A 26,778-nucleotide genomic window follows, 5' to 3' on the forward strand; every position below is an offset into this window, starting at 1 on the left:
TTACAGTTGGAATTTCTTCTTTTATTGAGGAAAGTATGTTTATTGCATTTTTCTTAATTGATAATCATTTGATAGAGCTAAGCTGTTGATCTTTGATTTAAGTGAATGAACTTTTGGAGAATCGAATGCAGATAATTTCATTATCACATCAACACATGCGTAATCATCTAAATGTCCATTTAACAATTGAGTAAAAGCATAGTCATCATCTTGGTTTATATATTTTGCCATTAACAATAAGGATTGTTCCTTTACTAACGAGACAGGGCTATCAGATAAATAGACCAAGTAATCGACTAACGTTTCCATGATTGGTCGATTTAATGAAGGAAGAATAGGTAAATTCTCAACTGGTTTACTATTCGACATCAGTCTTTGTAGATAACCATATATTTCAGGCCAAAGCTCTTCTTCAATATAATTTTCTGTTAGAAGTGGAATGATGTCTTCAAGATGTTCGATATATGAACTTGGATAATTACTACTTACTATATCATGAGCGAATACTTCAAATGCCTTATTCGATGAGATTTCTGGATTGATTCGCTTTAGTGCACTAAACGCATTGATTCTTGTTCCTCCATCATAGTATTTTACCCAGCCCGATTCGCTCGATAGCTCAATACTTTTATTGGCTAAACTAGTTGCCAGTTCAGTGTTTCCTAACGTTAAGGCGGCTTCACTTAGTTTGGCATAGAAATCGGATTCCTTCCTTCCAATTCTAGCTAGTTTGCTAACTTCTTCAATTTGACTTGAAGACAATAAAGGAGTTATTTTCTCAATAACTTTTGACCAATTAAAAAATGAATTTTCCTGATCTTCTTCTTGAATAATTTTCTTGAAATCATTAAAATTTGTAACACGTTCTAGCACTTCACTTTCATCAATCCTTTCATGATCTGTCTTTAAAGCCAATGTATTAGATGAGCTTGACGACCTATCTCTTTCATTCTTTGCAGGTATATTAAACGATGAATAATAGTCTTCTGCTTTTAGTCCTTTTGATTTATAGAAGTCATCAATTTCAGAGAGTAGGTAATGTCTGGTTTCTTCGTAAGCTTTAATTTCTATTGCCGAAATTATGGCTTGTGCGTACTTTATTAAAAATCCTTCTTTTAAAATTTCATGCCCTTTTTCTAGGATAGATTTGAGCAGAGAAGAATCGGCAGATTCAGCAAGAAGCAGATATTGATTAATATATAGTTGAACAATACTTTTGAACTCTTCCTCACTTTTTGTTCGTAGGACGAAATGTTTGATAAAAAGGGTAATGGTATCTTTAAAATCAACCAGATCATTTTCTAGTTGCCAAATGGCCTGTTCAAGACCATCATTCAGATCATGTTCAAATGTGACTGCTAATAATTCTTCAGAAGCATTCCAATAAGCCCTTCCTTCCGTGGTTTCTTTAATATGGTTTAAATGAGATAAGAACCACTTTATTCTTTCAGAAGCTCTTGATGGGTCTTTATGATTTATTTTTCTTAACCATTCAATCCAGGTACTAAATTGATAATCTTTTCTATAACCTACTCCAATAGATTCTTGAATTGCCTGTTTGAGCCATTTTTCAGCTTCCTCCAACTCGTCTAAAATGAACCACACTCTTGAGTGAGCCAAACATTCGGTTATTCGACCATCTATATCATGATCATCCAACATTGAATTCTCTAAGGATCTCAACTGTATTACTGCTTTTTCAGCATCAAACCCATTATTCAAGAGGGATTTAATGATTTTACGTTGGATACTTGTACTCCAATATTTTGGAGAATTTTCAAACTCGCCAAATAAATAATCTCCTAATAATTCTAGTTTTTCAGAGCCCAATTCAGATACGGCCGATATCAAAAAATCAAAATATTGCCCTTTTGCCTGTGTCAGCTTATACCAATAACTATTTCTGTGAGATATTTCTTTGTAGTAAAACCGAACTATTGGAAATACTCTTTTAATAGGATCACTTGACATTGGTGTTTGAAGAATTCCTTCCGCTAGAATTTGAGTAGTAATACATAACATTCGTTCAAACTCTACTATGACTTCTTCATCAGTACCTTTCGCAACAGATAGAATTGCAGACGTAATAGAAACCCCGTTCCCAGATAGGTTAAGTAATTTGTTAAGTTTGATTAATGGAAGGAAGGCGTCTAACGAATCATCATATCCCAACCGATCTTTACCCACATTAGAAGGTTGTTCAACTTCCTTAATCCAGCTATATGTTTCATTTAAGTCATGGGTAACTTTATAAACTAAATCGGCAATGAATATTTTGCCAATAGGTTTTGTCTTCTCTTTAGTGAAATGAGAGGTTAATAATGACAAATATTCATTCGCTCGACTATTATCTTTTAAGTCAAGGCATTGCTCGATAGCATATTTTATAAGTTGGAAAAGAGCATTCCTTCCTCTCGAAGAGGTGGGATCTATTTTTTCTGTGACTTTATTGAAATCATCCCACTTATTTTGATCAACTAAACTATAACCAAGATTCGAGAGCAACCTTAGCTGTAAATCAGATTCTTTTTCTTCAAACCTGTTTTCTCGGATGCTATCTGAGAATTGGATTTTATCAACTATTAAGAAAATATTTTCAGTCGATTCAAAAAAAGGAGCTGTATAAATCCATTCTTCTAAAGAGTCCCTTATTTCTTCGTATATATGAGAATCATCAATGAGTATCCCTGTATCTGTAATGATTTCTGGATAGGCTAAATTGTATAAAGTGGCTCCTTCAGATTTGTGTCCAAATTCTATAAACGAGCGACATGCTTTGAATGCATACGATTCGCTACAATGTAAGGTGTTACCAGTTCTTAGATAATCTCTAGCTAAATCAAATTTATTTAAGAATAAGAGCTCTTCTGTAAATGATGCAGGATCAATATTGAATAACCTTCTTTCGATTTCTGCAAGTGAGAACAGATATCTTACTAGAGTATTGATGTCCCTATTTTGTCTAGCTATTTCAACACCTAATTTTGCATCTTGCTTAATTTCTTCTGCTGGTCTGAAGTTAAGTAGTTGTTCAGTAAAGCTATCTGGTGTAACAACTGAAACAAACCTATCAAATTGCTTTGCTTGAAATAGATGATGATTCTGTTTCCAAGATTTCTCAATCTCTGACTTTACATAATAATCAGCCAGCTGATTATGATATTTGATATTACCTGTTGGGTCATACTCTCCTGTTAAATAATTCAAGGAGGTATGATGAAGAAGGAATTGCTTGAACGAATTATGAAAGAAGGACAAAGTTCTTTCAGTTTCATTAAACAAAAACCTAGCCTTTTCACGAAAAGACTTTAGTACACTTGGTTGGAAACCCCATTCCTGAATGAATTGAAGATTGATTGAACCATTAATTCTTGCAATTAAACCTAAGAATTGAATTTGGCTATCTTCTTTCTGAATAGGCTCCCATATTTTTCTGTAATAATTGTCAATACTACCATCAATAACTTCAAAAGACTCGATTGTATCATCAATTGAATCGGCCTTATTGATTTTTTCAATTAAGTAAGACAGATATAATGGGTGTCCTTGTGATTTATCAAATACTTGTAACTTTTGGGAACTGGTAAGTTGAAAGGGAGAATCGAGATTATCAATGTATTTGTATACTTCCTCCTTTTTAAGTGAATCAATTTGAATAGTTCTATCTCCATTCTGAAATTCAGTTTTAATTTCCTGTTGAATGTCTTCAAGTTCATAGGATTGGCTGCCTAAAATAATGAAGACCCCATCAGGTAAAGTAGATGGTAAAGGAAGTTCTCGTAGGAAGCTATTTGTTGTTGATTTGTATTCCCTAGGAACATGATCTAGACCATCAATCAATATTATAGTCGGTCGACCATTTGTCACAAAGTCCTCTCCGATTGTTCTTAATTGCTCATTGAATACATCCTTTAGAAAAAGTAGGTCTTTATATGGAAGTATATCTCTTTTATATACCCCAGCTTCCTTTAACTGAAAAACTAAATCGAAAAAAGATGAGTGGCATTTCCTCTTTCATAAAAGTTTAGATGTGAGGATGGATTGACAAAATCAAAGGCATAGTACCTTATTATTCGTGTCTTTAGACCTTTCGACCATTGATTCAATAAAGTAGATTTGCCGGAACCTGGACCTCCCAGCAAAAACAGGTATCCATTTTTATGCTCTTTTAACTTTGAATTTAATAAGTCAATTGTTGATTGAATCGGTTGGTATCTTTGTCTATCGACTATTAACTCATGGTTGAAAATTGTTTTAAATCTGTCAGACCAGCCTAATTCTTTAATAATTTCTTGTCGAGAAAATTCAACGACTCTTTCTGGACTGGCGACCTTTTCAACAATAAGTCTGCTGATCTGCTGAAGGTCTTCGTCTTCCTTAGAGTATTTAATATTTCCAACACTAAACTGTTTTTGTTTATAATCAGGTTGAAAATCAAAACTGGCTACAAACTCTTCAAATTCAGAATCATTAAGTTTCGAACTCTTTTCGAACTCTGCAAGAACTGAATTCCACTTAACATCAATTGCTTGATTTGATTTTAGCTTTGTCCAAACTTCTGAAAAGAAGTCTTGAAATGAACCAATTTTAGTATCGCCTTCCTTCAAGCTATCATGGGAGGAAATAGGCTTGTTAGTGATTAAATGAGGAATTATTTTTTTGCCAGGATTTGCTGTTTTTAACCTCTTCCAACTTGAGGTTATAAGAGGTAGCAACTCTGTAAAATTTGCGAATGATATTTTCGCATCAGCAATAGTCCATTTTACTTGGTATGCATGAATCTCCGAATGAGTAGAATACTGTATATCATCTAGTTTTTCAGCCTTGGGGTCTGCTATTCGTATCCATTCAAGCTCTTTGTTTATTAGTTTCAAATAGACAAACCAAGCGAACTCATCAAATTGAGGTAAATAGCCCCCATTGCTGCTCTTTCTCCACTTGCTGATACTATTTCTTCGCTCATTTATATAATCAATTAATGTGTGTTTGGCAATAAAATAGCTCTTTTGGTTTTTTAGCGTTTGCCTTTGTGTAGGCAAAAACCAAATGTGCTATTTGTGCGGTGGCTTTTTTCGCATGGCATACAACGGGATTCAGCTTGGAGACGGCGGGCATTCAGAGTCGTTCCCTTCATCACCTCACTTATCTTTCTAATGACACTAATTTTTATAGTTAATCGGATCTGCCCGCTGTATCCAAGGTGATGTTATAGCTCGCTTTTTCTTGCATTTTAATCAACTGAGTTGTAAAATTTGATGCGTTCATGAATTATTCTTTGCTTTTCGGATTTATCCAGATCTTCAATACATGTAAATGAATGTCCTCGGGTAAGTTCGAATGTTTCATAATCTGGTAAATGTAGCTTCCTAGTGTGAAAAATCCCTATTAGCTTATCGTAATTATCAAACAATAATGTAATTCTATCTCTTGGTGAAGGGTCAACGATATAGCTTTCATAAATAAATAATTGCCTATAATTTAACTCTTGATTTAATTCATACTCACTAAATTCAAAGGATTTTATGTATTTATCCAAGAATGATTTAGTGAAAACACCTCTTTTAAGTGCTATTTCTAAAGCAGTTTCTGGAATCGAATTCTCCTTAATGTTGCCAATATGAGTAAAACCTTCAATCAGACCGACATTATCGTAAATTCTCCATACTTCAACCGTATCTTTTACTTTTCCAATGTGGGATCCATCAGTTGTTTTCAGCTGTTCTTCTGGATATAATTTAATCATTGAACCTTCATCTGAGCCAATTTGAATGAAAAATCCAATTTGTAACCAATCACCCTTTATTGGGCTAGTTTCTATCAAAGCATTATCATCAAGAGAAAGGATAATCTTTCCATTTTCTTTATTTCTCACATTAGCTGGCCCATCAATTCTTTCGCCATTAAGTATTTCGTAGGTGTCTTCTTCCTCTTCAATTTGTTGGATATCATCTTTTATTTGATTTTTTGATCTAAAGTCTGTTCAGTGCCATTATCTGTTTTAGTAGAACATGCTACAATTATTACAAATGGAAGTATTAATATTTGGTGTTTCATTTTACCGAAGTGAGCTATAACGGTTTGACTATGAGCAGGCGGGCTTTAGAGGGATTTTCCTGTCTGCCGAGCCGAAAGTTAGTTTATATTATTTTCGTTTCGTTTTTCACTGTCGCCCCGCTTGCTTATAGTTTTTGTTAGGCACTGGCTTTTTATTTCTTTCCACCGAAAAGTCTTGATAGAAAACCTTGCTTCACTCGTTTCTCAACAATCCAAATCGGTTCGTCATCCGGTCTTATGATTTTTGTATTCGGACCTGATTTTCCCCATGGAAATCCTGTCTTTATTGGTTTATCAGTCAAGTCTGCTACTAAAAACATTTCAGGCAATTCAATTTGTCCGTTTTCAAAGTCATAGTCCTTTTCATTTTTTTCCATTATTCCGACTTTTTCGCTCCAAATGTCCATTACGGTCTTTTCGTGAATAATGTCTAAGTTGGATAGATTTCCTTTTTGTCCGAATTCGTCAACGTGTTTTATGAATTCCGATATATTTTCAGAGTGTTTCACTAATACAGCAGGATCGTGACAGACATAGTAAACTGAATTCCATTTTCCTTTTGAGTCAATATCCAAAATCCAAAAATTCCCAAATCCATCTCCTGCGATTTGGATTGAGTTTGGGAACATTTCTTCAAATCCAAAATGACCGAATGCATCAAATCGGACTTCTTCAAGTCCATAGAATTCAAATCCTTTGCTGAATCTTAATAGTTCTTCGATTTCGGTGGGTATGTTGTTATTTGGGAGTTGACTTTTAAGGTTTTCTATTTCGCTATCAGTCATACCGTCCAACAATTCAACTTTGTATAAATCTCCGTCTTCCGATTCGTACTGGCTGGAAAGAATTGATTCTAATTGTTGTTTCGGTGTCATTTTGTTCGTGTTGTTTTAGCTTGTGCCTAACGGGCTGGCTATGGCAAGTTGCGGTTTGCGGCGCGCGTTCTTGTCCCCCGAGACAAGAATGCCTGCGGGAACCGAAACGCCCAAAACCCTGCAAAACCCGCAATTGGCTATAGCTTTTGTTGGCGGTAGTTTTTAATTGTCTTTTAAAATTTCTTTCAATCTAGTTTTTGTTATTTCGTTCGTGTCATTCAGAACAATAGCTTGAATTGCTCCGGCATGTTCGGCCAAGTCTCGGTATGCTCGCTTTTCTATTTCTGAAATACCGTCTGGAAATTCAATCATTTGTTGTATTATCATCACAATTTTATTGAACGATAGCGACCTATTTCCAGTAATTTCTTTTGTCAATTGAGAGAGTAGTATCTCGGCATTGTTAAAGTCTGAAATGATTAATCTGTCAGTTGAGAATTTAAACTGTGCCTGTCTTTTTAAAACGTTGTTTGTGTCTAAACGCTTAATCTCAATTTCATTTGAATAAAATTTGACTTGAATTGGGATCTTTTTTAGAAGTTCAATCATTTGATTTCTCTATTCTCTTTTGGTTTTTAAATTACCGCCAACTTGTTTATATGCGCAGTTTTATTGCACAATATATCCGTATTTGGTTGAAATGGTGTAATTTTATTACCTTTTATTTTTAGATTATCTCCTTTAAATTCCGAAGGATTGATATTATATTCTACTTACCAATCCATAGCAAAATGATTCAAAGTAAGGTTTTAAAGTATACTGATTATTAACCATATTGATCAATTAACAAGCAACACCCCGTTAGCTTTGAAAGTAAATGTGTTTCATATATGGAGGATTGCTTACAACGTACCAATAATTGCACAGTGCACTCTATTCGCCTTCCAACTACCACTAAAACTAAGGAATAAATATTAAATAAAAAACCTTATAGAGCCTTTAACAAGGCTATTTTAAACAATTGATAGGTGTTATACCTGTTTTACTCTAAGCGTTTGTAAACGGATAATATCAAAAAAGGTATGGGATATTGAAGGCACGATTTACAGCCATTTGGTAACTATCAATTGAAATCTACAATCTGCTGATTATAAGCCATTTTTGTTTTCCATGCAAAGCCTCAGGTAATCCATCATCAGTTACTGATAAAAAAATCCGACAAAAACCCTATATAACCCATCATTTTACCAAAATGCTTTACTCTAAACCTTCTCTCTTGTCAGTTTTTGGTCAAATGCTTTGGTTAAAACCTAAAAAATACTGCCAAAAAGCCGGAAATTTCCTGCAAAAACCTAATAATTATCAGTTAAAACCTAATAATTTCCACCTAAAAGGTGGAAGCTTGAATAAAAAAGCTGAAATCATCTAGCTCTGAAGTCCCCCTCCCCACTTCTGAACCTGGAAAATTTGACCTTATCCAAAGACTTTTCCTGAAATTTTGTCCGATTTCCCGAATTTCAGCTTGTTTTCTGTCAGTTTTTGGTCGAATTTTTCAGTTTTTAGGTGAAAGATATGAGTTCTGAACCGGAAAATTCCATAAAAAATATTCAAGCTTGTCAGTTTTAAGTACCCCAGCCCTGTTTTAAGGGGAGTAATTGAGGTTTTAAACCCCGGTGGGTAGGTTGGAAGTACGCTGCCACAGTTTGGAAGTACCCTGGCTTCGACAGGCTCAGCCTCCGGTACCACTGGTTCAAGTTTAACGAAGTGTAACTTGGACCTACAATGCGGAAAGTTTTCAACTTTCTAAAACCCGAAATATGTAATAGGCAATCTATTACGTGCTGAAATCGATTCAAAATCAGCCACTTCGTAGCTGTTTTCAATTTCACCATAGCGGTGCTAAACTAAAATCTCCAAACAGCCTGATTTTCTTGCGATTGCAACACTCATCACGAATCCTATCACATAATCCGGGTTAAATAAACCCTGAATTCAATTCGGGTAGAAATAGTCAATAGCTTTTTAACGTTCTTCGACTCCTACAGCTTCGACAAGCTCAGCCTCCGGGAGTGGATTCCTACGACTTCGACAGGCTCAGGCTCTGGTTAACATATGAAAAAAACCGAACAGTATTGAATTGTTCGGTTTTTAGCATTTTCTGTCAATCAAGCCCTAAATGGGGCAAGCATTGGCTTTTCTTACCAGCTTCTGGCACCACCCGGCCTTCTGCCTGGATATCCTCCTGGCCTTCCTCCACGGTCATCAGCCGGAAGGTCTGATTTCTTGAACTTACCAATAATATAAGTAAAAGAAACCATGGCATAACGGGTCATTACATTGGAATACACGTCGGAAACGGATACATCAGAGATGGTCCTTGACACACTGTTGTTTTGCTTCAACAAGTCAAAGACATATACCTTAAGCTCTCCCTTGTTGTTTTTTAGGAAGCGGTAGCCTGCCTCTATGTTCCACAACCAAATCGATTGGTCAAACCCCTCTGCAAGCCCACTGTAGAGTACATGACTCACATTATTGGAGATAAAAGTCTTTCCATCATTGGGAGAATAATAAAACTTCAGATTACTGGTTTGGGTGTAATAGTTGTTTTCTAGAGTGCTCTGAAGACTACTATTGACTATAGAATAACTCCCCCTCGTAGAAAGGTTAAAATCTACATCCTTGGAAATATTACTTGCAAAAGTAATTCCTTGACTGATGTCTATGTTTTCATTGATATTGGTTTGTCCATTGATGATACCCGGCGTTCTGCTATAACTGATACCCGGGTTGAAGTTCACCTTGGTTTTTAATTTAGGAATGCTGGTTCCATAGTTGATAAAAAGTCGGGTGCTCATTTGCCCGCTTAGGTTCACCGGAGTAGTGATTTGCCCACCTCTACTTAATAATACATCATTATTAATTAGGGTATCCTGAGGCGCCACAAAAGTACTTGTTCCAATATAATCGCTAGTAAATGAACCCAGTAAAAACATAAAGAATGTTCTATTGGTTTCCATGTCAAACTTAGAAATATTGGCAAAAATACTATTGTTGTAACTTTGACCAAGAGAAGGATTACCTACGGATAAATTCAAAGGATTGGTATTGTCAATGACATTTTGCAGCTGGTTTACACTAGGCTCATTCGTGCTGGTCCTGTACCTGAAACGGAAGCGGGTTCCATTTTCGTTTCTATAATTCATGGTCACCGTTGGAAGGATATTCTTAAAATCTCGATTGAAGACCCCTTCGGTTGGAAACACACTAACGTTATTTAACTTTGCATACTGATAATCTACCTCCATATTGAGGTTCAACCCATTGTTATTGTAGCGGTAACCCAATCCTGTTTTTTGCGTAAGAAATTTGTTATCAAATTCATTACTTAAAGCTGTATCCAAGACCATGATGCCTTGCTCATTGGCCAACTGAAAGGTTTTTTGGTCTGCCGCACTTTTGTTGTTTCCTATCTGGTAAGAAGCTGTGGCTACAGATTTTTCACCTAAAGGTTCCGTATAAGTAATGTTGGCAGTGTAATTAAACCCGTCTGACAAAGCACTTGACTGCTGCACAAGGGTATCGTAGGAATTTCTAACATAATCTTTGTTGGCAGAAATCAAATCTGTAAGTTGATCCCTTTCATTCCAGGCCGTACTCACATCGGTAGAAAGGGTTCTTCCTTTCTTATCAAACTTATACCTGTAGGTCAAGTTATTGGATATGGTAAAACCGCTGGTATTAATCCCTGTTTCATTTCTGGTATCACTCAAGCTATCCAGATTTTGATCCAGGTTTAAACCTCCCAGATTCGTAAAACTGCTATTGTCTTGAAAATTAATACTTGGTCGGATGATCAATGCATTCTTTTCATCAATATCGTATTCCATTCTGGCATTTGCCCGATGGTTGTTATTAGTAATGTTGCTGATTTGATTTTCCTGATAAATCTGACTTACATCTTCTGAAACCACTGTTTGCCTATTGGTGTTTTCCAAAATGGAGTTCTCTGTAGCATTGTAAAAATAACTTCCAGTAAAATTGATCTTTTCACCCCATTTGTCACTATAGTTCAATCCAAGGGAATTGGTGTTGACGATTCCATTGTTTTGGGATACGCCAAAAGTCCCTCCACCTTGGTTACCTCTTCTTCGGCCTCCACCACCAGTGCTTACTCCCAGCAAATCGTCTGAAGAAAAATTTTGTTGGTTGACATTATTGGACATTCCTATAATGGAAATCCTTCTCGCTCCGTTGAAAAAATTTTATTACCGCCTACAGAATACCTATCATCCGTTCCATAGCCACCATAAACCCTACCAAAATAGCTGTTTCGCATGTTACCTTTGGTAATGATATTGATGGTTTTGGCATAATTTCCATCATCAAGGCCTGTAAGTCTAGCCTGATCAGATTTTTGGTCAAGTACCTCCACACTTGAAATGGCATCTGCAGGTAAGTTCTTTAAGGCAATAGAAGGATCACTACCAAAAAATTCGCGCCCATCAACCAATATTTTTTGCACATCCTCTCCTTGGGCCTGTACTTTTCCATTCTCTATGGTCACGCCCGGAAGTTTACCTATCAAGTCCTCCGCCATGCCATTTTCTCTAGTTTTAAAAGCACTGGCATTAAAGACTGCAGTATCTCCCCTCATTTCTCCAACCACATTCTCACCTTCGATGGTCACCTCTCCAAGGAGTTGGCTGTCTTCACCTATACTTATTTTTCCGAGATCCAAAGTCATTCCACGGCGTAACTCCATGGTTACCTTTTCGAAACCTACATAAGACACCTCCAATTTAAAAACTGGTAGGCGAGGATGAGCGATAGAAAAACTACCATCTGCACCTGTAGTGGTATTACTAATCAGAGAATCACCCTCTGTTTTTAGCAATATATTGGCCCCAATCATAGGGTCTTGGTTATTTTGGTCTACAACAATTCCTCGAATCAATGGAGGGCCTTGTCGATCTCTTTGGGCTAATAGTGGGGTTGAGGCCAATGTTAGGGCAAAGAAGGTAAGAAAAGTAAAAATCCTCATATACGTATCTTTTTAAACATGAGGATTAGACATTTCCAATTACCAAAAGTTTAATGGAAATGCTGAAAAAATTTAAAAGGAGTATTTAACCAACAAACGGCAAATTTAAGGGATTAATAGCCAACCAAATAGCACGAGCCCTCCAAAGGCTTAAAACCCTTGGAGGGCTACAAAAGTTAATATTTCTATACCTCCAATGAAACTATTTCATTGTAATTGATTCCCATATGACTGTTGTTATAAACTGCTTTTCCACCCTTTACCACAATTATTTGCGGAGAGGCATGGGTTACATTAAATTCCTCTGCAATGGCATTAGACAAAGCCCTGTAAGACAAGAGATCTAGGTAATAAGGGGTAAACTTTTCACTATCCCCATCTTTCCAATTTCTTTGCAGTCTATTCCAAGCCATACCACTAATCGAACAACTCGTGGAATGTTTAAAAATTACTACCGGTTTTTCATTGCTCTCTTCTTTGATAGCGTTCAATTGAGAGGCATCCTCTAATTTTATCCAACTCATAATTTATTTCGACTAATATTGAAAACCAATAACCATAATTAAAGCGCTTAAAGTTCAAAGGAGGCTCATTTTTTTTGAATTGTGCTATTTTTCTCTTACCTCTGCATTTAAATCTCATTTCTTCACCCCTAATCTTTCCATTTAGACGTTAAAGTCAATATGCCAAGATACTCATTGCTTATAGTTTCCTTACTCGTTGCTGCCTTTTCTAGTTGTAGTAGTTTAAAATTGAATGGCCCCGAGGCCCAAGCTCCTCCTCCTGCCTTACCCAAAGCAGCCTTATCCATAAACCTAGGCCTTGAAATACCCCTATCCTATGTTCAGGGAAAAATCAATGAAAGCCTGGACCAGAAATTATTCAAAGAGGAAGGGCTGGAACTAGGCAATGGCCTGTTCGCAGATGTGGACTTAAAGAAAAATGGACAATTTAGTTTGTCAGCTACGGAGGAGGGCAAAGTCTTGGTAGGCCTTCCGGTCTTTTTAGATGGCAAGGTGAGATTGGAAAAGAAAATTTTCGGACAAAAGATCTCTTCCGCCATTCCCTTTCAAGAAAACCTTTCTCCGCAAGTTAGTTTTATTCCACAAATCAATAGTGACTATAGCTTTGGCATAGAAGAATTGGACATTTTATCTTGGGGCAAAGCTTTACAATATGATTTTCTGGGTTTTAACATCGATTTTGAACCACTGGTTAAGAAGAAAATGATAGGGGTAATGGAAGACCAACTGGCCTCGGGATCTTTAAAATCTTTAGACATCAAACAAATAGCCAATGATTTCTGGGCTACTTTTGGACAGCCCAGGTATTTGGACAATGGTCTCTCTGCAAGTTATTTATACACACGGCCCGATAAAATTGCCGTGGAAAATCAATTTACAAACGATCAAAAGCTCTTGTTGAACATTGGACTGGAAGGAGAGGTTATAAGGCAAAAGGAAAACCACTGCCCACCCAATTGGCAGCCCTTCCTCCGGTGAGCCAAGAAAATGTGAATGGAAACGACTTTAACTTGACTTTACCTATCTTTATAAGTTTTGAAGAAATGGCTGCTTACCTTGAAAAACAACTCAAAGGAAAGCTCATAACAGTTGACAAACAGACCAAACTATTGCCAAAGAAATTTAGTCTCCGTCACTTTGGTGAAAGAACACTGATCACCATGGAATTTACCGGAAAAAGAAGTGGGAAAAAGATTTGGAAGGCACGTTTTATTTGGCCGGAAAACCGGTTTTTGAACCTCAATCACAAACTGTGGTACTTGAAGACATAGATTTTAAGCTTTCTACCAAAAACTTCTTGGCCAATACCACCAACTGGCTAAAGCGAAGAAAAATTCTGAAAGCTATTCGAAAAAAAGCTGTTTTTCCGGTGGATGAGCAATTGGCAAAAGCAAAAACAATTTTACTTCAAGAGAGTCAATTGGACTTAAGCTTGTTTGCACTGTCACTCCAATCTCCGGAAATAGTTATTGAAGGCATCTACCCATCTGAAACGGGTTTGGATATTTATGTCAAAGCTGCTGCCGAAATTAATACCCGTTGGAATCCGTAATTTCCGTATCAAGCCATCAGGTCACCAAAGGTTTTTATCCCCTTTTTATCCGCCACTTTCAAAAGCTTTATTAAGAGCTGGGCGGTTAGTAAGGCATCGCCTGCCGCCGTATGCCTGTCATCGAGCGAAATTCCATACCGCTCACAAAGTTTATCCAAGGAATAATCCTGAGAGGCTATGGTATGAGGGTTATAAAACTTACCTACCTCCATCCTCACAGCCAAGTCATAGGTATCTAAACCAGGCTGGCGGATTTTTTTAAACCCAGTTTGCGGCCTACCTTCTCCAACATGGCCAGGTCAAATCCCAAATGATGCCCTACAACAATCCGGTTGGTAGCATCTGACAAAAAGCTCTTTATCAACTTTTCTCGGCTGATATAAGGTCTTTCCTGAACCAAGCCATGTACTTTTACAGCTTCTTTGCTGCGCTTCTTTGGCCGCAAATAAAATTCTTTGGACTCAGAGATGCGTATGCTATTGTTGGTCACCGTCACCGCCCCATAGGAAAGGACATAATCTTTTTTCACCTCTAGCCCGGTAGTTTCTGTATCAAAAACAAGAAATTCCAGCTCTCTAATGGGCTTGCCTTTGGGAATTTTTTTCAGTAAGGACTGTTCATATGCCTTGATATAGGCAGGCTTTGGTAGGGGACGAATACCGAAAATTGATTTCCATTCCATGTCATTTGCCAAAATAATCCAGTTGAAACCTTACCCTTAAAATTTTCTGAATTTCATCAATGGGGAAAAAAGCATTTTTAAGCAATTGACGTTGTAACTTACCTAAAGAGTCCGGCTGGATAAACCGGCCGGAAGAGGAGGAGGACAATCCTTCTAAAGCCCTGAACCGCATAAATATTTCATAAGCTTTCCCAGCATCTTTAAATAATGCAGCTTGGTTGGGTTCAAGTTCTGCTAGTTTTTCATACCGTTTGAAAGTATTGTTTATTCCCACGACCTGATGGTTTAGGATCAATACCCTTGCTGCATCTGCCAGTGGCATCATGGCCCTTAACTTTATGTCAAACTTCTCTGCATGCTCTCCGGATTTTTCGATAATAAAGTTCCTAAAAAAGCCCAAAGGAGGAGGGTTTAATAAGGCATTTTTGGCAAAGAAATTTAGAAAAATCTTTCCCTTGCTAATTTCTTCATACACATGTATTGTCAGCTCTTCCGCCAAGGCTACTTTCCCGGCCACAGCCCGAAAATCAAAGAATATAGAGGCCATTAGCAAAGATGGCTGGTCTGATTTCCTAATCCATTGACTAAAATAATCCTTCCATTGGGAAATGGGTTGGCACCATTTGGGGTTGTTGGCCATCATCTCTGCAGGACAAGAGTGAAAACCACAGGCAAAAAGTATATCCATTACATCCCTTGCCAATAGGTGCATAAACCCCCTCGCCTTTTCCTGTAAATAATCAGGAACATCTTCATAAACAATGGCATTGTCTAAATCTGTACGAAGCAATTGTTCCCCTCTGCCTTCTGAGCCCAAACCAAGGAAACAAAATGGAGTATCACAAACTTCCGGAAATTGTGCCGAATGCCTGCTTTTAGCAATATGAATGGCCCGCTGAATGATGGTATCATTGATTTCGGTAATGATTCCGGCAATAAAATCAATGGCCAGTTCATTTTCTAAAAATAGATCAACATTCCTTCTGCCTGATTCCGTAATTTAGCAATTTCATGCACATCTTCACTGTCTTGCAAAGCTTTGATCAAAACAGCCGGACTATTACCCTGTGAAAGGAGCACATCATGGTCTGAAATAATCCCTACCATACCTGATTGATCAGTACCGTCTTCAGTAAAAACCAAATGATGCAACCTATTTTTTACCATATTAAGGTAAATCTGTGAAAATTCAAGGTCTTTTTTGGCCGTCACCACCGGCTGGCTCATGATTTCTTCTACTAAGGTTGTGTAAGGAAAGCCTTTAGCAATCAGTCGGTTTCTGAGATCTTTGTCTGTAATGATACCTTGTGGGCAATTGTCTTTATTCACGATAACGATAGAACCTACCTTGGCTTCACTCATTTTGGCCACAGCACGAGAAATGGTATCACCCAACTGACATTGAACAACAGGCTGTGAGTAATTAATAGAAGCCTGTCCGGGAAATAACAATAGCCCATTCTGTTGGGCACTTTTTCCCAAGAGGGAACGCACTTTCTGTGTTTCTGATAGGTCTGAGCGGATCACTACTTGACCGGAAGCAAATCCGGAAGCAAAGTAAAGACTTACCTGACTGTTTTCTTTGAGAATTTTATCAAATACTGCAACAGGAACTGCAATTATTAAACTGTTTTCATTGGCTTTGGCATTTAAGATATAGGGCCGCTTGCCTAAGAGGGCCAGAACTCCAAAGACATCCCCTTCATCACAAAATTCCATGGTTTGTTCCTTACCATCAATAAAGTCTGTCAGTTTGATGGCTCCTTCTCTGACCACGAAAAAGTAATTTTTTGCAGGCTCTCCTTTTTGAAACAAAAACTCATCCTTTTCAAAATAAATAAGGTCAACCTGCTTTGCTACTTGAGTTAGCAGTTCTGGCGACAAAAAGCTGAAAGGGGGGAATTTTTTCAGGAAATCAACAACCCTATTAACGATGACATTGCTCATATGGGAATTGGGTCAAAGGAATAGCGATGTAAAGCAGGGTAGTCCTACTTTACATCGCTTGAATAATAACTTGAAATTAAGGAACTACTCCTTTCTTCCCGCAATAATCTTATCGACTATATCCGGATCAAGCAAAGTGGAAGTATCTCCTAAATTATCCATGCTACCTTCTGCAACTTTTCTCAGGATCCTACGCATGATTTTACCCGAACGTGTTTTAGGAAGCCCCGGAACAATTTGAATTTTATCAGGTTTAGCTATTGGTCCAATGATGTTGGTAACTGAAGCTTTGATTTCATTGGTCAGATTTGCTTCTGTCCTATTGGACATGTCACAGATCACATAAGCATAAATGCCTTGGCCTTTAACTTTGTGCGGATAGCCTACCACCGCAGATTCCACTACCAAAGGATGCTCATTGATGGCATTTTCTACCTCTGCAGTACCCATTCTATGGCCTGACACATTGATCACATCATCCACACGTCCCAGGATTCGGTAATAACCGTCATGATCACGTTTTACACCATCACCTGTGAAGTACATGCCCTTATAGGCAGAAAAATAGGTTTGCTTGCAACGTTCGTGGTCACCATAGGTGGTCCGGATCATTCCTGGCCAAGGAAATTTAATACAAAGGTTTCCTTCTACAGAATTACCTTTAAGCTCTTTCCCGTCAGGATCCATAATTGCCAGTTGCACCCCCGGTAAAGGTAGCGTAGCAAAAGCCGGTTTGGTTGGAGTAATCCCTGCCAGTGGAGAAACCATAATTCCCCCTGTTTCCGTCTGCCACCAAGTATCAACAATTGGACATTTTGTTTTTCCTATATGAGTATGGTACCAATGCCAAGCCTCTTCATTAATAGGCTCTCCTACTGATCCCAACACCTTAAGAGAGTCAAGCTTATAAGGAGCAATTGGCTCAGTTCCGTGCACCTGCAAGGCCCTAATGGCAGTGGGTGCGGTATAAAATTGATTGACTTTGTATTTGTCCACAATTTCCCAAAACCTTCCGGGGTTAGGATAGGTCGGCACACCTTCAAACATGATGGTGGTAGCCCCGGTTAAGAGTGGTCCATACACAATGTATGAATGCCCGGTAATCCAGCCTACATCGGCGGTACACCAGTACACATCTCCCGGAGTATATTGGAATACATTCTCAAATGTAAACTTGGAATAAATCATGTATCCTCCACAAGTGTGCACCACCCCTTTGGGCTTTCCAGTGGATCCGGAAGTATAAAGGATAAATAATTCATCCTCACTATCCATTTCTTCTGCCACATGACTGGTGCTTTGACCTTCAATAGCTTCATGCCACCAAAAATCTCTGCCGGCTTTCATATTGACTTCTTGTCCGGTTCTTTGGTAAACAATCATGGTTTCTACCAGATCGGTAGTTTCCAGTGCCTCATCTACAACGGATTTTACTGCGATTTTTTTCTTTCCTCTATAATTTCCATCTGAGGTAAGTACCACTTTGGCTTTACAATCTTCTATTCTATCTGCCAAGGCAGAGCTTGAAAAACCTGCAAATACCACAGAGTGAACTGCTCCAATACGAGCACAGGCAAGCATGGCGATTGCTGCCTCAGGCACCATGGGCATATAGATGATAACCTTGTCACCTTTTCCCACACCTTTTTCTACGAGTACATTAGAAAAACGACAAACTTCCTCATACAATTCCTTGTAGGTAAGGATTCTGTTTGGATCTCCAGGCTCATTAGGCTCCCAAATAATCGCAGGCTTATCGCCCATGATAAAAAGATGCCTTTCTAGGATGTTTTCGGTAATGTTAAGTTTCCCATTTACAAACCACTTTACATCCGGACCATCAAAGTTCCAATCCAGGACCTTATCCCATCGTTTTTTCCAATGAAAAGAATCGGCAATTCTGGCCCAGAAATTTTCCGGATCTGCTACACTTTTTTGGTATTCATGGAAATAACCACTCAGGCTATGAATTCTATCGCTCATATCTCGATATTTTAGGTTTTATTAAACTTTAGGTGAATTAAAAAATGCATAGGACTTGACTTCAAATCCCCTGCATAGATTTAGGTTAATGGTTATGGGCTTCTCCGGCTCCTCTAGGGATCCTAATTTCTTGAATCATTTCCTGCACATCCTCCGGTGGTGGTGGGGTAAGTTTGGAAACAACATAGCAAACAACAAAATTTATTGCCATTCCTAAGGTTCCAATTCCTTCGGGCGAAATGCCGAACCACCAATTGTCCATGGTATTGGATTCAGGCTGAATAAATTTAAAATAAATAATATAGGCTAGGGTAAACACAAGTCCGGTTACCATGCCCGCAATTGCACCCTCTTTATTCATTCGGGTAGAAAATATACCCATAATTATAACAGGAAAAAAGGATGCAGCAGCTAATCCAAAAGCAAAGGCTACAACCTCGGCAACAAACCCCGGAGGATTGATACCAAAGTACCCGGCAATTATTACAGCAAATGCTGCAGAAACCCTGGCTATGATTAATTCAGTTTTTTCAGTCATCTCCGGAACAAAGGTTCTAAATAAATCCCTGGAAACAGAGGTGGAAATAACCAGCAGCAGACCTGCCGCAGTGGACAATGCGGCAGCCATCCCTCCGGCAGCAACGAGCCCTACTACCCAATTGGGCAAAACGGCAATCTCCGGGGCTGCCAAAACCATGATGTCCTTGTCAATATTAAGTTCATTGGTTTCAGGATTAGGGGTATACTGTACTATACCGTCATTGTTTACATCATCAACAGTGATTAGATTGGTTTTTTCCAATTCTCTACCCATTCAGGCAGTTCATTCACAGGTTTATCTGCTACGGTATCGATGGCATTGTATATTCCAAATGCAGCAATGGCTGGAGCAGTGGTGTACAGAATGGCAATAAACACCAAAGCATACCCTGCAGATAACCTTGCGTCTTTTACCCGGGGAACGGTAAAGAACCGTACTATCACATGGGGTAATCCGGCTGTACCAACCATCAGTGCCAAGGTAATGGCAAAAATATCAGTCATTGATTTTCTTCCCGCGGTATACTCCTGAAAACCTAGGTCTACTAAAATGCCATCCAGTTTGTCTAACAAATAACTCCCGTCCTGAACTGTTCCTCCCAAGCCCAATTGCGGGATAGGATTGCCGGTCAACTGAATAGAAATAAATATGGCTGGGACCATAAAGGCAAAAATCAAAACACAATATTGGGCTACCTGAGTATAGGTAATACCCTTCATTCCTCCCATTACTGCATAGAAAAACACAATGGTCATTCCTATGTATACGCCGGTTTCTATATCAACCTCTAGGTACCTGGAGAAAACTATGCCCACCCCTCGCATCTGTCCGGCCACATAGGTAAAAGAGATAAAGAGTGCGCAAAATACGGCCACCACACGAGCCTTGTTACTATAATACCTGTCTCCAACGAAATCAGGGACGGTAAATTTTCCAAATTTTCGAAGATACGGGGCTAGCAACAATGCCAATAGCACGTACCCTCCGGTCCAGCCCATTAAATAAACGGAACCATCATAGCCGGAGAATGCGATAATTCCGGCCATTGATATAAAGGAAGCAGCTGACATCCAATCGGCCGCAGTAGCCATACCATTTGCCAAGGGAGAAACCCCTCCTCCTGCTGTATAAAATTCTTTGGTTGATCCTGCTCTGGTATAGATGGCAATGCCGATATACAGCGCAAAAGACAGACCTACCAAAATGTAGGTCCAAGTTAAAATATCCATAGGTAGGTGATTATTTATAAGGGTTACTTTTCATTGACATCAAATTCCTCATCTAGCTTATTCATCCGATATACGTAAACGAAAATCAATATAACGAAAGAAAATATAGAGCCCTGCTGTGCAAACCAAAAGCCCAATTTATAGCCACCAATCTTGATAGCATTGAGCGGTTCAACAAGCAAAATTCCAAAGCCAAAAGAGACAATAAACCAAACCGCAAGAAGAATCAATAAGGTTCTAATATTGCGCTTCCAGTACTTTTGCATTTGTTGCTTATGGTTATCCATGGGTAAGTATGTTTGAGTTTATTTGGTAAAAACAATCCTGAAATTATTTAAAAATTCCGTAACTATCAGCAAGAATCCGTTAATCTATCAAAAAAAAGACAGTTTCGGTATCTGCAATAGATGATTGGTTAAAATGGTAGAATAAAATAAGCATGAATTTATGAAAATTTCTATTGATCTAAAGACTTTTCAATAAAATCAATGGCTGCCTTCAAGCGGGCTTCTTCTCCTCCACGAATCGTTTTCCACGGCAAACCTGAGGTACGAACCTCATTTTCATAAACCTGCATAAAATACGCCCGCATGGCCGGATCAGCATGTTCACGTTGGGGGTCTTCCTTCCAAGGAATGTCTATTGCAGTGAGCAGGTAAAGCGCATATTCTCTTCGTTCAATTTGCTCTTTTATCCAATCGTGGGTTTGATTAAACTTATGCTCGCTCCACACCTTGATCACTCGAAGGTCTGTATCACAAAACAATTTACTTCCCGCTTTCTCAGCCTGATCTTCTTCTAGTTTTACCTGCCCCTTGGCTATGGCCAGTAAATCAGCATATGTATAAGGTCTGTCCAAGTGGTCAATATACTCTCTGGCGTATTCCCTTACCCAAGGTTCATTGTAATGGTGTGCCAATTGCTGGCTTAAAGTGCTTTTCCCTGTAGACTCTGGGCCTATGATTACAATTTTATGCATTAGCCTTTAGCATATTTTTTGGCAGCATTTATCCAAGTTATCAAACCTATCACAGCTAAAACAGTAAAAACAAAAAACTGAAAAGAAGTAAGCACCAAGCCCTTGTAGAAATATAAAGGAACCGAAACCAAGTCAGTAACGATCCAAGCAATCCAGTTTTCTACCTTCTTCTTTGCCATCAACCACATACCTACAAATGCTGTGGAAGTAGTAAATGAATCCCAAATTGGCACATCACTGTCTGTAAAATTGGTCAACACAAAAAACAAGCTAAGATACGACAATGCCCATAAGGCCAAGGACTGTAATACTCCCGTTTTGCTCAGCCAGGTGATGGGAACAATTGCTTTTCCGGGTTTTGGATTGGACCAAACATACCAGCCATAAATGGACATGGAAAAATAATAGGCATTGATGCCCATGTCAGCATAAAGTTTTACTTGCCAACAAATCCAAACATAGATCAAGGTACCGATAATTCCTGTAGGGAAAACCAATAAATTTTCCTTCATCGAATAAAATACTGAACTTAGCCCAAACACAACGGCAATGCCTTCCAGCCAAGTCATAGCTGCTATACCATTTTCAAAACCTTCTTTTATATATTGCCAATCCACGGCCCGAAATTGCGATATATTTTTAACAAAAAATCAGCACCAAAGTTTATGCAAAACTCCGGTGCTGATTTACTTATCCCTACTACAGCCTTGTTAGCCTATATTTTTCTTTTTAAGCTGATCTACGATGTACTCAGATGTTCTGATAGAGAGTGCCAAAATCGTCCAGGTTGGGTTCTTATCTGCTTGAGAGACAAATGGCCCAGCATCCACCACAAACAAATTGTCACATTCATGTGCCTGAGAATATTTGTTCAAAACAGAAGTTTTGGGATCATTGCCCATTCTGGTAGTTCCTACCTCATGAATAATTCTTCCGGGAGCCTCTAAACCGTACTTGGTGTCGGCACCGGGTTTTTTGCCCATTACTGTAGCCCCCATAGAATCAAACATTTCCTCAAAGGTTTCCTGCATATGCTTGGCCTGTTTCACTTCATAATCCGTCCAGTTGTAATTGAATCGCAGTACAGGTATACCATACTTATCCACCACAGTTGGATCTATTTCGCAATAATTATCATATTGAGGAACAGATTCTCCTCTGCCTGCAATCCCCACAGTAGCACCATATATATTTCTAATGTCTTTTTCAACCCTGCACCATAGCCTCCATTGGGCCTAGGTTTGCCAAACTCATCCTGCATGTATTTACGCATGGATTCCATACCAAATCCAAAACCATAGTTAGGTTGACGCATTCCTCCTCCAAATTCAAGGTGGTAGCCTCTTGGGAAGTCTAATTTCTTATTGTCAAGCCACCATGGAGTATACACATGAAGGGAACCTACGCCATCTTCATTGTACTTATCTCTAGCGATAAAATCTGTCATCAAAGCAGACCTACTGGCACCTGTGGAATCATGCAAGTACCTGCCAAGGGTACCACTGCTATTGGATAGCCCATTTGGATGCTGGGTAGAAGCAGAATTCATCATAATTCTGGCTGTTTCTCCTGCTGAAGCACCCAATACAACCACCCTTGCTTTAAGTTTGTATTCTTTCATATCCACCTTACTAACATAGGATACGCCAGTAGCATCTCCTTTGTCATTGGTGGTTACCTTACGCACCATGGCATAAGTATACAAGTCTACATTTCCTTTTTTGATGGCAGGTTTAACCAATACCGTACCCGCAGAAAAATCACCATATACCTGGCAGCCCCTGTTACACTGCGCACAGAAGAAACAGGCGCCTCTTTCATTATTTACCGGTCGGGTCAAAACTGATACCCGAGAAGGAATTACGGGAAGATTTATTTTTTTACCTGCCTTGGTAAAAGCAGCTTCATGCAATCTGGGTTTTGGCGGTGGTAAGAAATTGCCATCAGGCTCATTTCGCATACCTTCTTTAGAGCCAAAGACGCCAACAATTTTATCAACCCTGTCATAGAATGGCTTTACATCTTCATAGCCTATGGGCCAATCATCCCCTAAGCCATCAATACTTCTTCTCTTAAAATCATCCGGTCCAAAGCGTAGAGAAATTCTACCCCAGTGATTGGTTCTTCCTCCTACCATTCTGGAACGAAACCAATCAAACTCAGTACCATCTTTTCTGGTATATGGCTCGCCATCAATTTCCCAACCACCATAGGCTGCATCAAAATCTCCAAAAGCCCGCACAGTATTGGCACCTCGTCTTGGTGATTCCCAAGGAAATCTTAATTGCGTTCTGTATTCTTCCATTGCAGGATCAAAATCACTTCCTGCCTCTACCACTGCAACGCTTAGTCCGGATTCTGAGAGAATTTTACTTGCCATTCCGCCTCCGGCGCCGGAACCTACAATGATCACATCATAGGTGTCCATGGATGATTTTATTTCAAAGCTCATTGATGATTATTTTGAGTTTATTTTTAATTGACCTCCCAAAATAGGAGTTTAAAGCTAATTATTCACCATTTTCAAAATCAACTAAAGGCTGATTTCTCAATAAAACACCGGTATTACCAAATATTATTTGTCATTAACCTAATAAACATATCTTATTCATGAATATTAAGTTAATTCTCTTGCCATTACCGACGAATATTTTTAATAAAAATTTTGCAAAAGAATCTGCTTACTTTAAGATTCATTGATTGTCGGCTGCCGTAATGGTTTTTAGATGTTTAAAATTTTATTTTGCCCAAACATTTACTATCCTTATACTTTGAATGGATCGAAAAGTACTACCCTTGCCGGGTTGTACACTTTTTAGCAAAAAATTAATATAACCCAAAAATGAATAAAAAGGAAAGAAGAAGCCAAGGCTGGTTTGGGAAAACTGGCAAGGATGGTTTGATTTACAGATCATGGTTTAAGAAACAAGGCATCCCAACCCACGAATTGGGAGGCAAACCAATCATTGGCATTTGTAATACTTGGTCTGAATTAACTCCCTGTAATTCTCATTTTAGGGAATTGGCAGAATTTGTTAAAAAAGGCATTTTGGAAGCGGGAGGTTACCCTGTAGAGTTTCCGGTGATGTCCTTGGGGAAACCGTAATGAAACCCACCGCCATGCTGTACAGAAACCTGGCCAGCATGGATACAGAAGAGTCTATTCGTGCCAATCCACTGGATGGGGTTGTCTTGCTTTGCGGCTGTGACAAAACCACCCCATCTCTAGTGATGGGAGCGGCAAGTGTAAACTTGCCCACGATTGTGGTTTCCGGAGGGCCAATGCTTACAGGAAGGTATAGAGGCAAAGAAATCAGTACCAGTGATATCTGGAGATTTAGCGAAAGTGCCCGTTCAGGAGAAATCAATCAAGCGGAGCTTTATATCGCTGAATCAGGTTTATGCCGAAGTGATGGGCATTGCGGTGTAATGGGTACTGCATCCACTATGGCTTGTATGGTAGAATCCCTAGGCTTGTCACTTCCCGGAAACGCGGCTATTCCTGCTCCGGATACAGGCAGAAAAGTAATGGCACATATGTCTGGAATGGAAATCGTGAAAATGGTCGAAAATGACCTGAAGATGTCTGATATCCTGACCAGAGAGGCCTTTGAAAATGCCATCATGGTCAATGCCGCCATTGGTGGTTCCACCAACTTTGTCATCCACTTATTGGCCATTGCAGGTAGGATGGGAATCAATCTGGATTTAGAAGATTTTGACAAATACTCCGCCGATATCCCCCTTTTGGCTAATCTTCAGCCTTCAGGAAAATATTTTATGGAGGATTTTTATTATGCGGGAGGTTTGCCACCCGTTATTCGCCAACTAAAAGACCGCCTGCACAATGAGGCCATGACTGTGACAGGTCAAGGCATTGGCAAGAACAATGAAAAATTTGAAAATTATAATAAAGAGGTTATTGCGGCCATTGATGAACCTTTCAATCCTTTGTCAGGAATAGTGGTACTCAAAGGCAACCTTTGCGAAACAGGTTCAATTATCAAGCCTTCGGCTGCCAGCCCGGAATTAATGAAGCATACAGGCAAGGCTGTGGTTTTTGAGGACATCGATGATTACAAAAACAAAATCGATGACCCCGACTTGGATATTGACGAAAATTCGATCATGGTGCTTAAAAATGTTGGGCCAAAAGGCTATCCGGGAATGCCTGAAGTAGGCAATATGGGCCTTCCTCCAAAAGTACTAGCCAAAGGCATCAAGGACATGGTCAGAATTTCTGATGGAAGAATGAGTGGCACCGGTTTTGGAACAGTAATCCTTCACGCCACTCCTGAAGCAGCAGAAGGAGGGAACTTTGCAGTTGTGCAAACAGGTGATGAAATAGAGCTTGATGTAGAAGCCCGTAAGCTTAACTTATTGGTATCAGATGAAGAACTCGCCAAAAGGAAAACCGCTTGGAAAAAACCGGTCAGCCCTACAGAAAGAGGTTATGTGAGCCTGTATGTAAAAACTGTGGAACAAGCCAATCTTGGAGCAGATTTGGATTTTCTAAAAGGCAATTCAGGTAGTGAGGTGACCAAAGACTCCCATTAAGAGATGTCCATTCTTACCGGAAAGCAAGGTTGTTTTCCGGTAACTTTAAAATTCTATTAAAGAAATGAATAAAACCAAATCGGAAACTGCTCCGGTAGCTTTGATTACAGGTGCCGGTGTAGGCATAGGTTTTGAAATTGCTTTTTGCTGGCCTCCAAAGGGTATAAAGTCATGTTAAATGACCTGGATGAAACCGCCACTTTAAAAGCTTGTGAGAAGATCAACAACAGTTTTCCCCAATCCTGCCAAGGCATTTCCGGAGATGTTTCTGATACCCGTTTTATAGAAAGAATGGTGCAACAGACTGTGGAAATTTATGGTGGCATAGACGTGGCCGTGGCGAATGCAGGCATCACCGTTTTTGGCGATTTCCTGACTTACCAAGAGGCGGATTTCCACAAAGTCATGCAACTTAACCTGGCCGGCAGTTTTTCCTCGCCCAACAGGTATCCCTGCAAATGATTAAGCAGCAGAGAGGAGGAAGCCTGTTATTTATGTCTTCAGTCACCGGCCACCAGGCCCATAAAAATCTGGCAGCCTATGGCATGAGCAAAGCCGCTTTAGAAATGCTTGCCAAAACTTTGGTGGTAGAACTTTCTCCTTATAAAATCAATGTAAATGCCGTGGCTCCTGGCGCCACCATGACTGAGCGTACAGCGTCGGAGGAAGGCTATGAAAAAACTTGGTCTGAAATAACCCCTTTGGAAGACCTGCCTATCCCAAAGATATTGCAGAGGCTGTGGCTTTTTTAGTCTCCCCGGCAGCAAGGCATATTACGGGACAAAGTCTGGTTATCGATGGCGGCTGGACTTCTACGAGTCCTTCGCCTTATCGTTAGGGGATAATAAATTAACAGAAGACCTATAAGGTT

General features: G+C 39.1%; 15 protein-coding genes and 6 pseudogenes. 4 read left to right on the forward strand and 17 right to left on the reverse strand.

The genetic code is table 11. The annotated features are described in order from the left end of the window. Positions 1–39: 39 nt before the first annotated feature. From WG932_RS19715 to ytxJ, 8 genes are all read right to left on the reverse strand, one after another. Positions 40–3,840: a hypothetical protein gene (locus tag WG932_RS19715; protein WP_483085129.1), complete on the reverse strand. Its 3,801-nt coding sequence runs from the start codon at positions 3,838–3,840 to the stop codon at positions 40–42. Between the two features lie 140 nt (positions 3,841–3,980). After that, complete coding sequence (locus WG932_RS19720) at positions 3,981–4,874, reverse strand: hypothetical protein (RefSeq protein ID WP_483085130.1); 894 nt, start codon at positions 4,872–4,874, stop codon at positions 3,981–3,983. Between the two features lie 356 nt (positions 4,875–5,230). Further along, positions 5,231–5,872 (reverse strand): hypothetical protein, encoded by a 642-nt coding sequence (locus WG932_RS19725; RefSeq protein WP_483085131.1) that lies wholly within the window; start codon positions 5,870–5,872, stop codon positions 5,231–5,233. A 334-nt stretch (positions 5,873–6,206) separates the two neighbouring features. After that, positions 6,207–6,839, reverse strand: coding sequence for an SMI1/KNR4 family protein (locus WG932_RS19730; RefSeq protein ID WP_483085132.1), 633 nt, complete (start codon positions 6,837–6,839; stop codon positions 6,207–6,209). A gap of 252 nt (positions 6,840–7,091) precedes the next feature. Then, a complete protein-coding gene (locus WG932_RS19735) occupies positions 7,092–7,478 on the reverse strand; it encodes a hypothetical protein (RefSeq protein ID WP_483085124.1) in 387 nt (128 codons plus the stop codon). 1,589 nt (positions 7,479–9,067) lie between these two features. Then, on the reverse strand, positions 9,068–11,095 hold the full coding sequence (locus WG932_RS19740) for an outer membrane beta-barrel protein (protein WP_483085133.1): 2,028 nt from the start codon (positions 11,093–11,095) through the stop codon (positions 9,068–9,070). Between the two features lie 2 nt (positions 11,096–11,097). Further along, complete coding sequence (locus WG932_RS19745) at positions 11,098–11,913, reverse strand: carboxypeptidase-like regulatory domain-containing protein (RefSeq protein ID WP_483085134.1); 816 nt, start codon at positions 11,911–11,913, stop codon at positions 11,098–11,100. A 185-nt stretch (positions 11,914–12,098) separates the two neighbouring features. Next, the gene (ytxJ, locus tag WG932_RS19750) at positions 12,099–12,437 is read right to left on the reverse strand and encodes a bacillithiol system redox-active protein YtxJ (protein ID WP_483085135.1); all 339 of its coding nucleotides are present in this window, start codon (positions 12,435–12,437) and stop codon (positions 12,099–12,101) included. Between the two features lie 159 nt (positions 12,438–12,596). On the opposite strand from ytxJ, the pseudogene WG932_RS19755 reads away from it, so the two are divergent. Next, positions 12,597–13,708: pseudogene (locus WG932_RS19755) on the forward strand (DUF4403 family protein). Then, on the forward strand, positions 13,651–13,989 hold the full coding sequence (locus WG932_RS19760; protein ID WP_483085136.1) for a DUF4403 family protein: 339 nt from the start codon (positions 13,651–13,653) through the stop codon (positions 13,987–13,989). Before WG932_RS19755 ends, WG932_RS19760 begins: the two are co-directional and overlap by 58 nt. Positions 13,990–13,997: 8 nt before the next feature. On the opposite strand, the gene WG932_RS19765 is transcribed toward WG932_RS19760, so the two are convergent. The 9 genes and pseudogenes from WG932_RS19765 to WG932_RS19805 all read right to left on the reverse strand — a co-directional run bounded on the left by WG932_RS19765 (position 13,998) and on the right by WG932_RS19805 (position 23,802). After that, positions 13,998–14,213, reverse strand: coding sequence for a hypothetical protein (locus WG932_RS19765; protein WP_483085137.1), 216 nt, complete (start codon positions 14,211–14,213; stop codon positions 13,998–14,000). 11 nt (positions 14,214–14,224) lie between these two features. Beyond that, a complete protein-coding gene (locus tag WG932_RS19770; protein WP_483085138.1) occupies positions 14,225–14,683 on the reverse strand; it encodes a 3'-5' exonuclease in 459 nt (152 codons plus the stop codon). Next, a pseudogene (locus WG932_RS19775) lies at positions 14,673–16,618 on the reverse strand (DUF294 nucleotidyltransferase-like domain-containing protein). Before WG932_RS19775 ends, WG932_RS19770 begins: the two are co-directional and overlap by 11 nt. Positions 16,619–16,702: 84 nt before the next feature. Next, the gene (acs, locus tag WG932_RS19780; protein WP_014019632.1) at positions 16,703–18,601 is read right to left on the reverse strand and encodes an acetate--CoA ligase; all 1,899 of its coding nucleotides are present in this window, start codon (positions 18,599–18,601) and stop codon (positions 16,703–16,705) included. Between the two features lie 85 nt (positions 18,602–18,686). Beyond that, positions 18,687–20,371: pseudogene (locus WG932_RS19785) on the reverse strand (sodium:solute symporter family protein). Between the two features lie 23 nt (positions 20,372–20,394). After that, positions 20,395–20,658 (reverse strand): DUF4212 domain-containing protein, encoded by a 264-nt coding sequence (locus WG932_RS19790; protein ID WP_014019634.1) that lies wholly within the window; start codon positions 20,656–20,658, stop codon positions 20,395–20,397. A gap of 170 nt (positions 20,659–20,828) precedes the next feature. Next, a complete protein-coding gene (locus tag WG932_RS19795; protein WP_339681093.1) occupies positions 20,829–21,350 on the reverse strand; it encodes an AAA family ATPase in 522 nt (173 codons plus the stop codon). Beyond that, positions 21,350–21,967: a nicotinamide riboside transporter PnuC gene (gene pnuC, locus WG932_RS19800; RefSeq protein ID WP_339681095.1), complete on the reverse strand. Its 618-nt coding sequence runs from the start codon at positions 21,965–21,967 to the stop codon at positions 21,350–21,352. Before pnuC ends, WG932_RS19795 begins: the two co-directional genes overlap by 1 nt. Before the next feature lie 93 nt (positions 21,968–22,060). Next, positions 22,061–23,802, reverse strand: a pseudogene (locus WG932_RS19805) (GMC family oxidoreductase). A gap of 390 nt (positions 23,803–24,192) precedes the next feature. On the opposite strand from WG932_RS19805, the pseudogene WG932_RS19810 reads away from it, so the two are divergent. Together WG932_RS19810 and WG932_RS19815 are read left to right on the forward strand one after the other, a co-directional pair. Beyond that, a pseudogene (locus WG932_RS19810) lies at positions 24,193–25,907 on the forward strand (IlvD/Edd family dehydratase). Between the two features lie 171 nt (positions 25,908–26,078). Then, positions 26,079–26,745: pseudogene (locus tag WG932_RS19815) on the forward strand (SDR family NAD(P)-dependent oxidoreductase). Positions 26,746–26,778: the final 33 nt, after the last annotated feature.

It is taken from the genome of Cyclobacterium sp. SOCE241 (assembly GCF_056867545.1).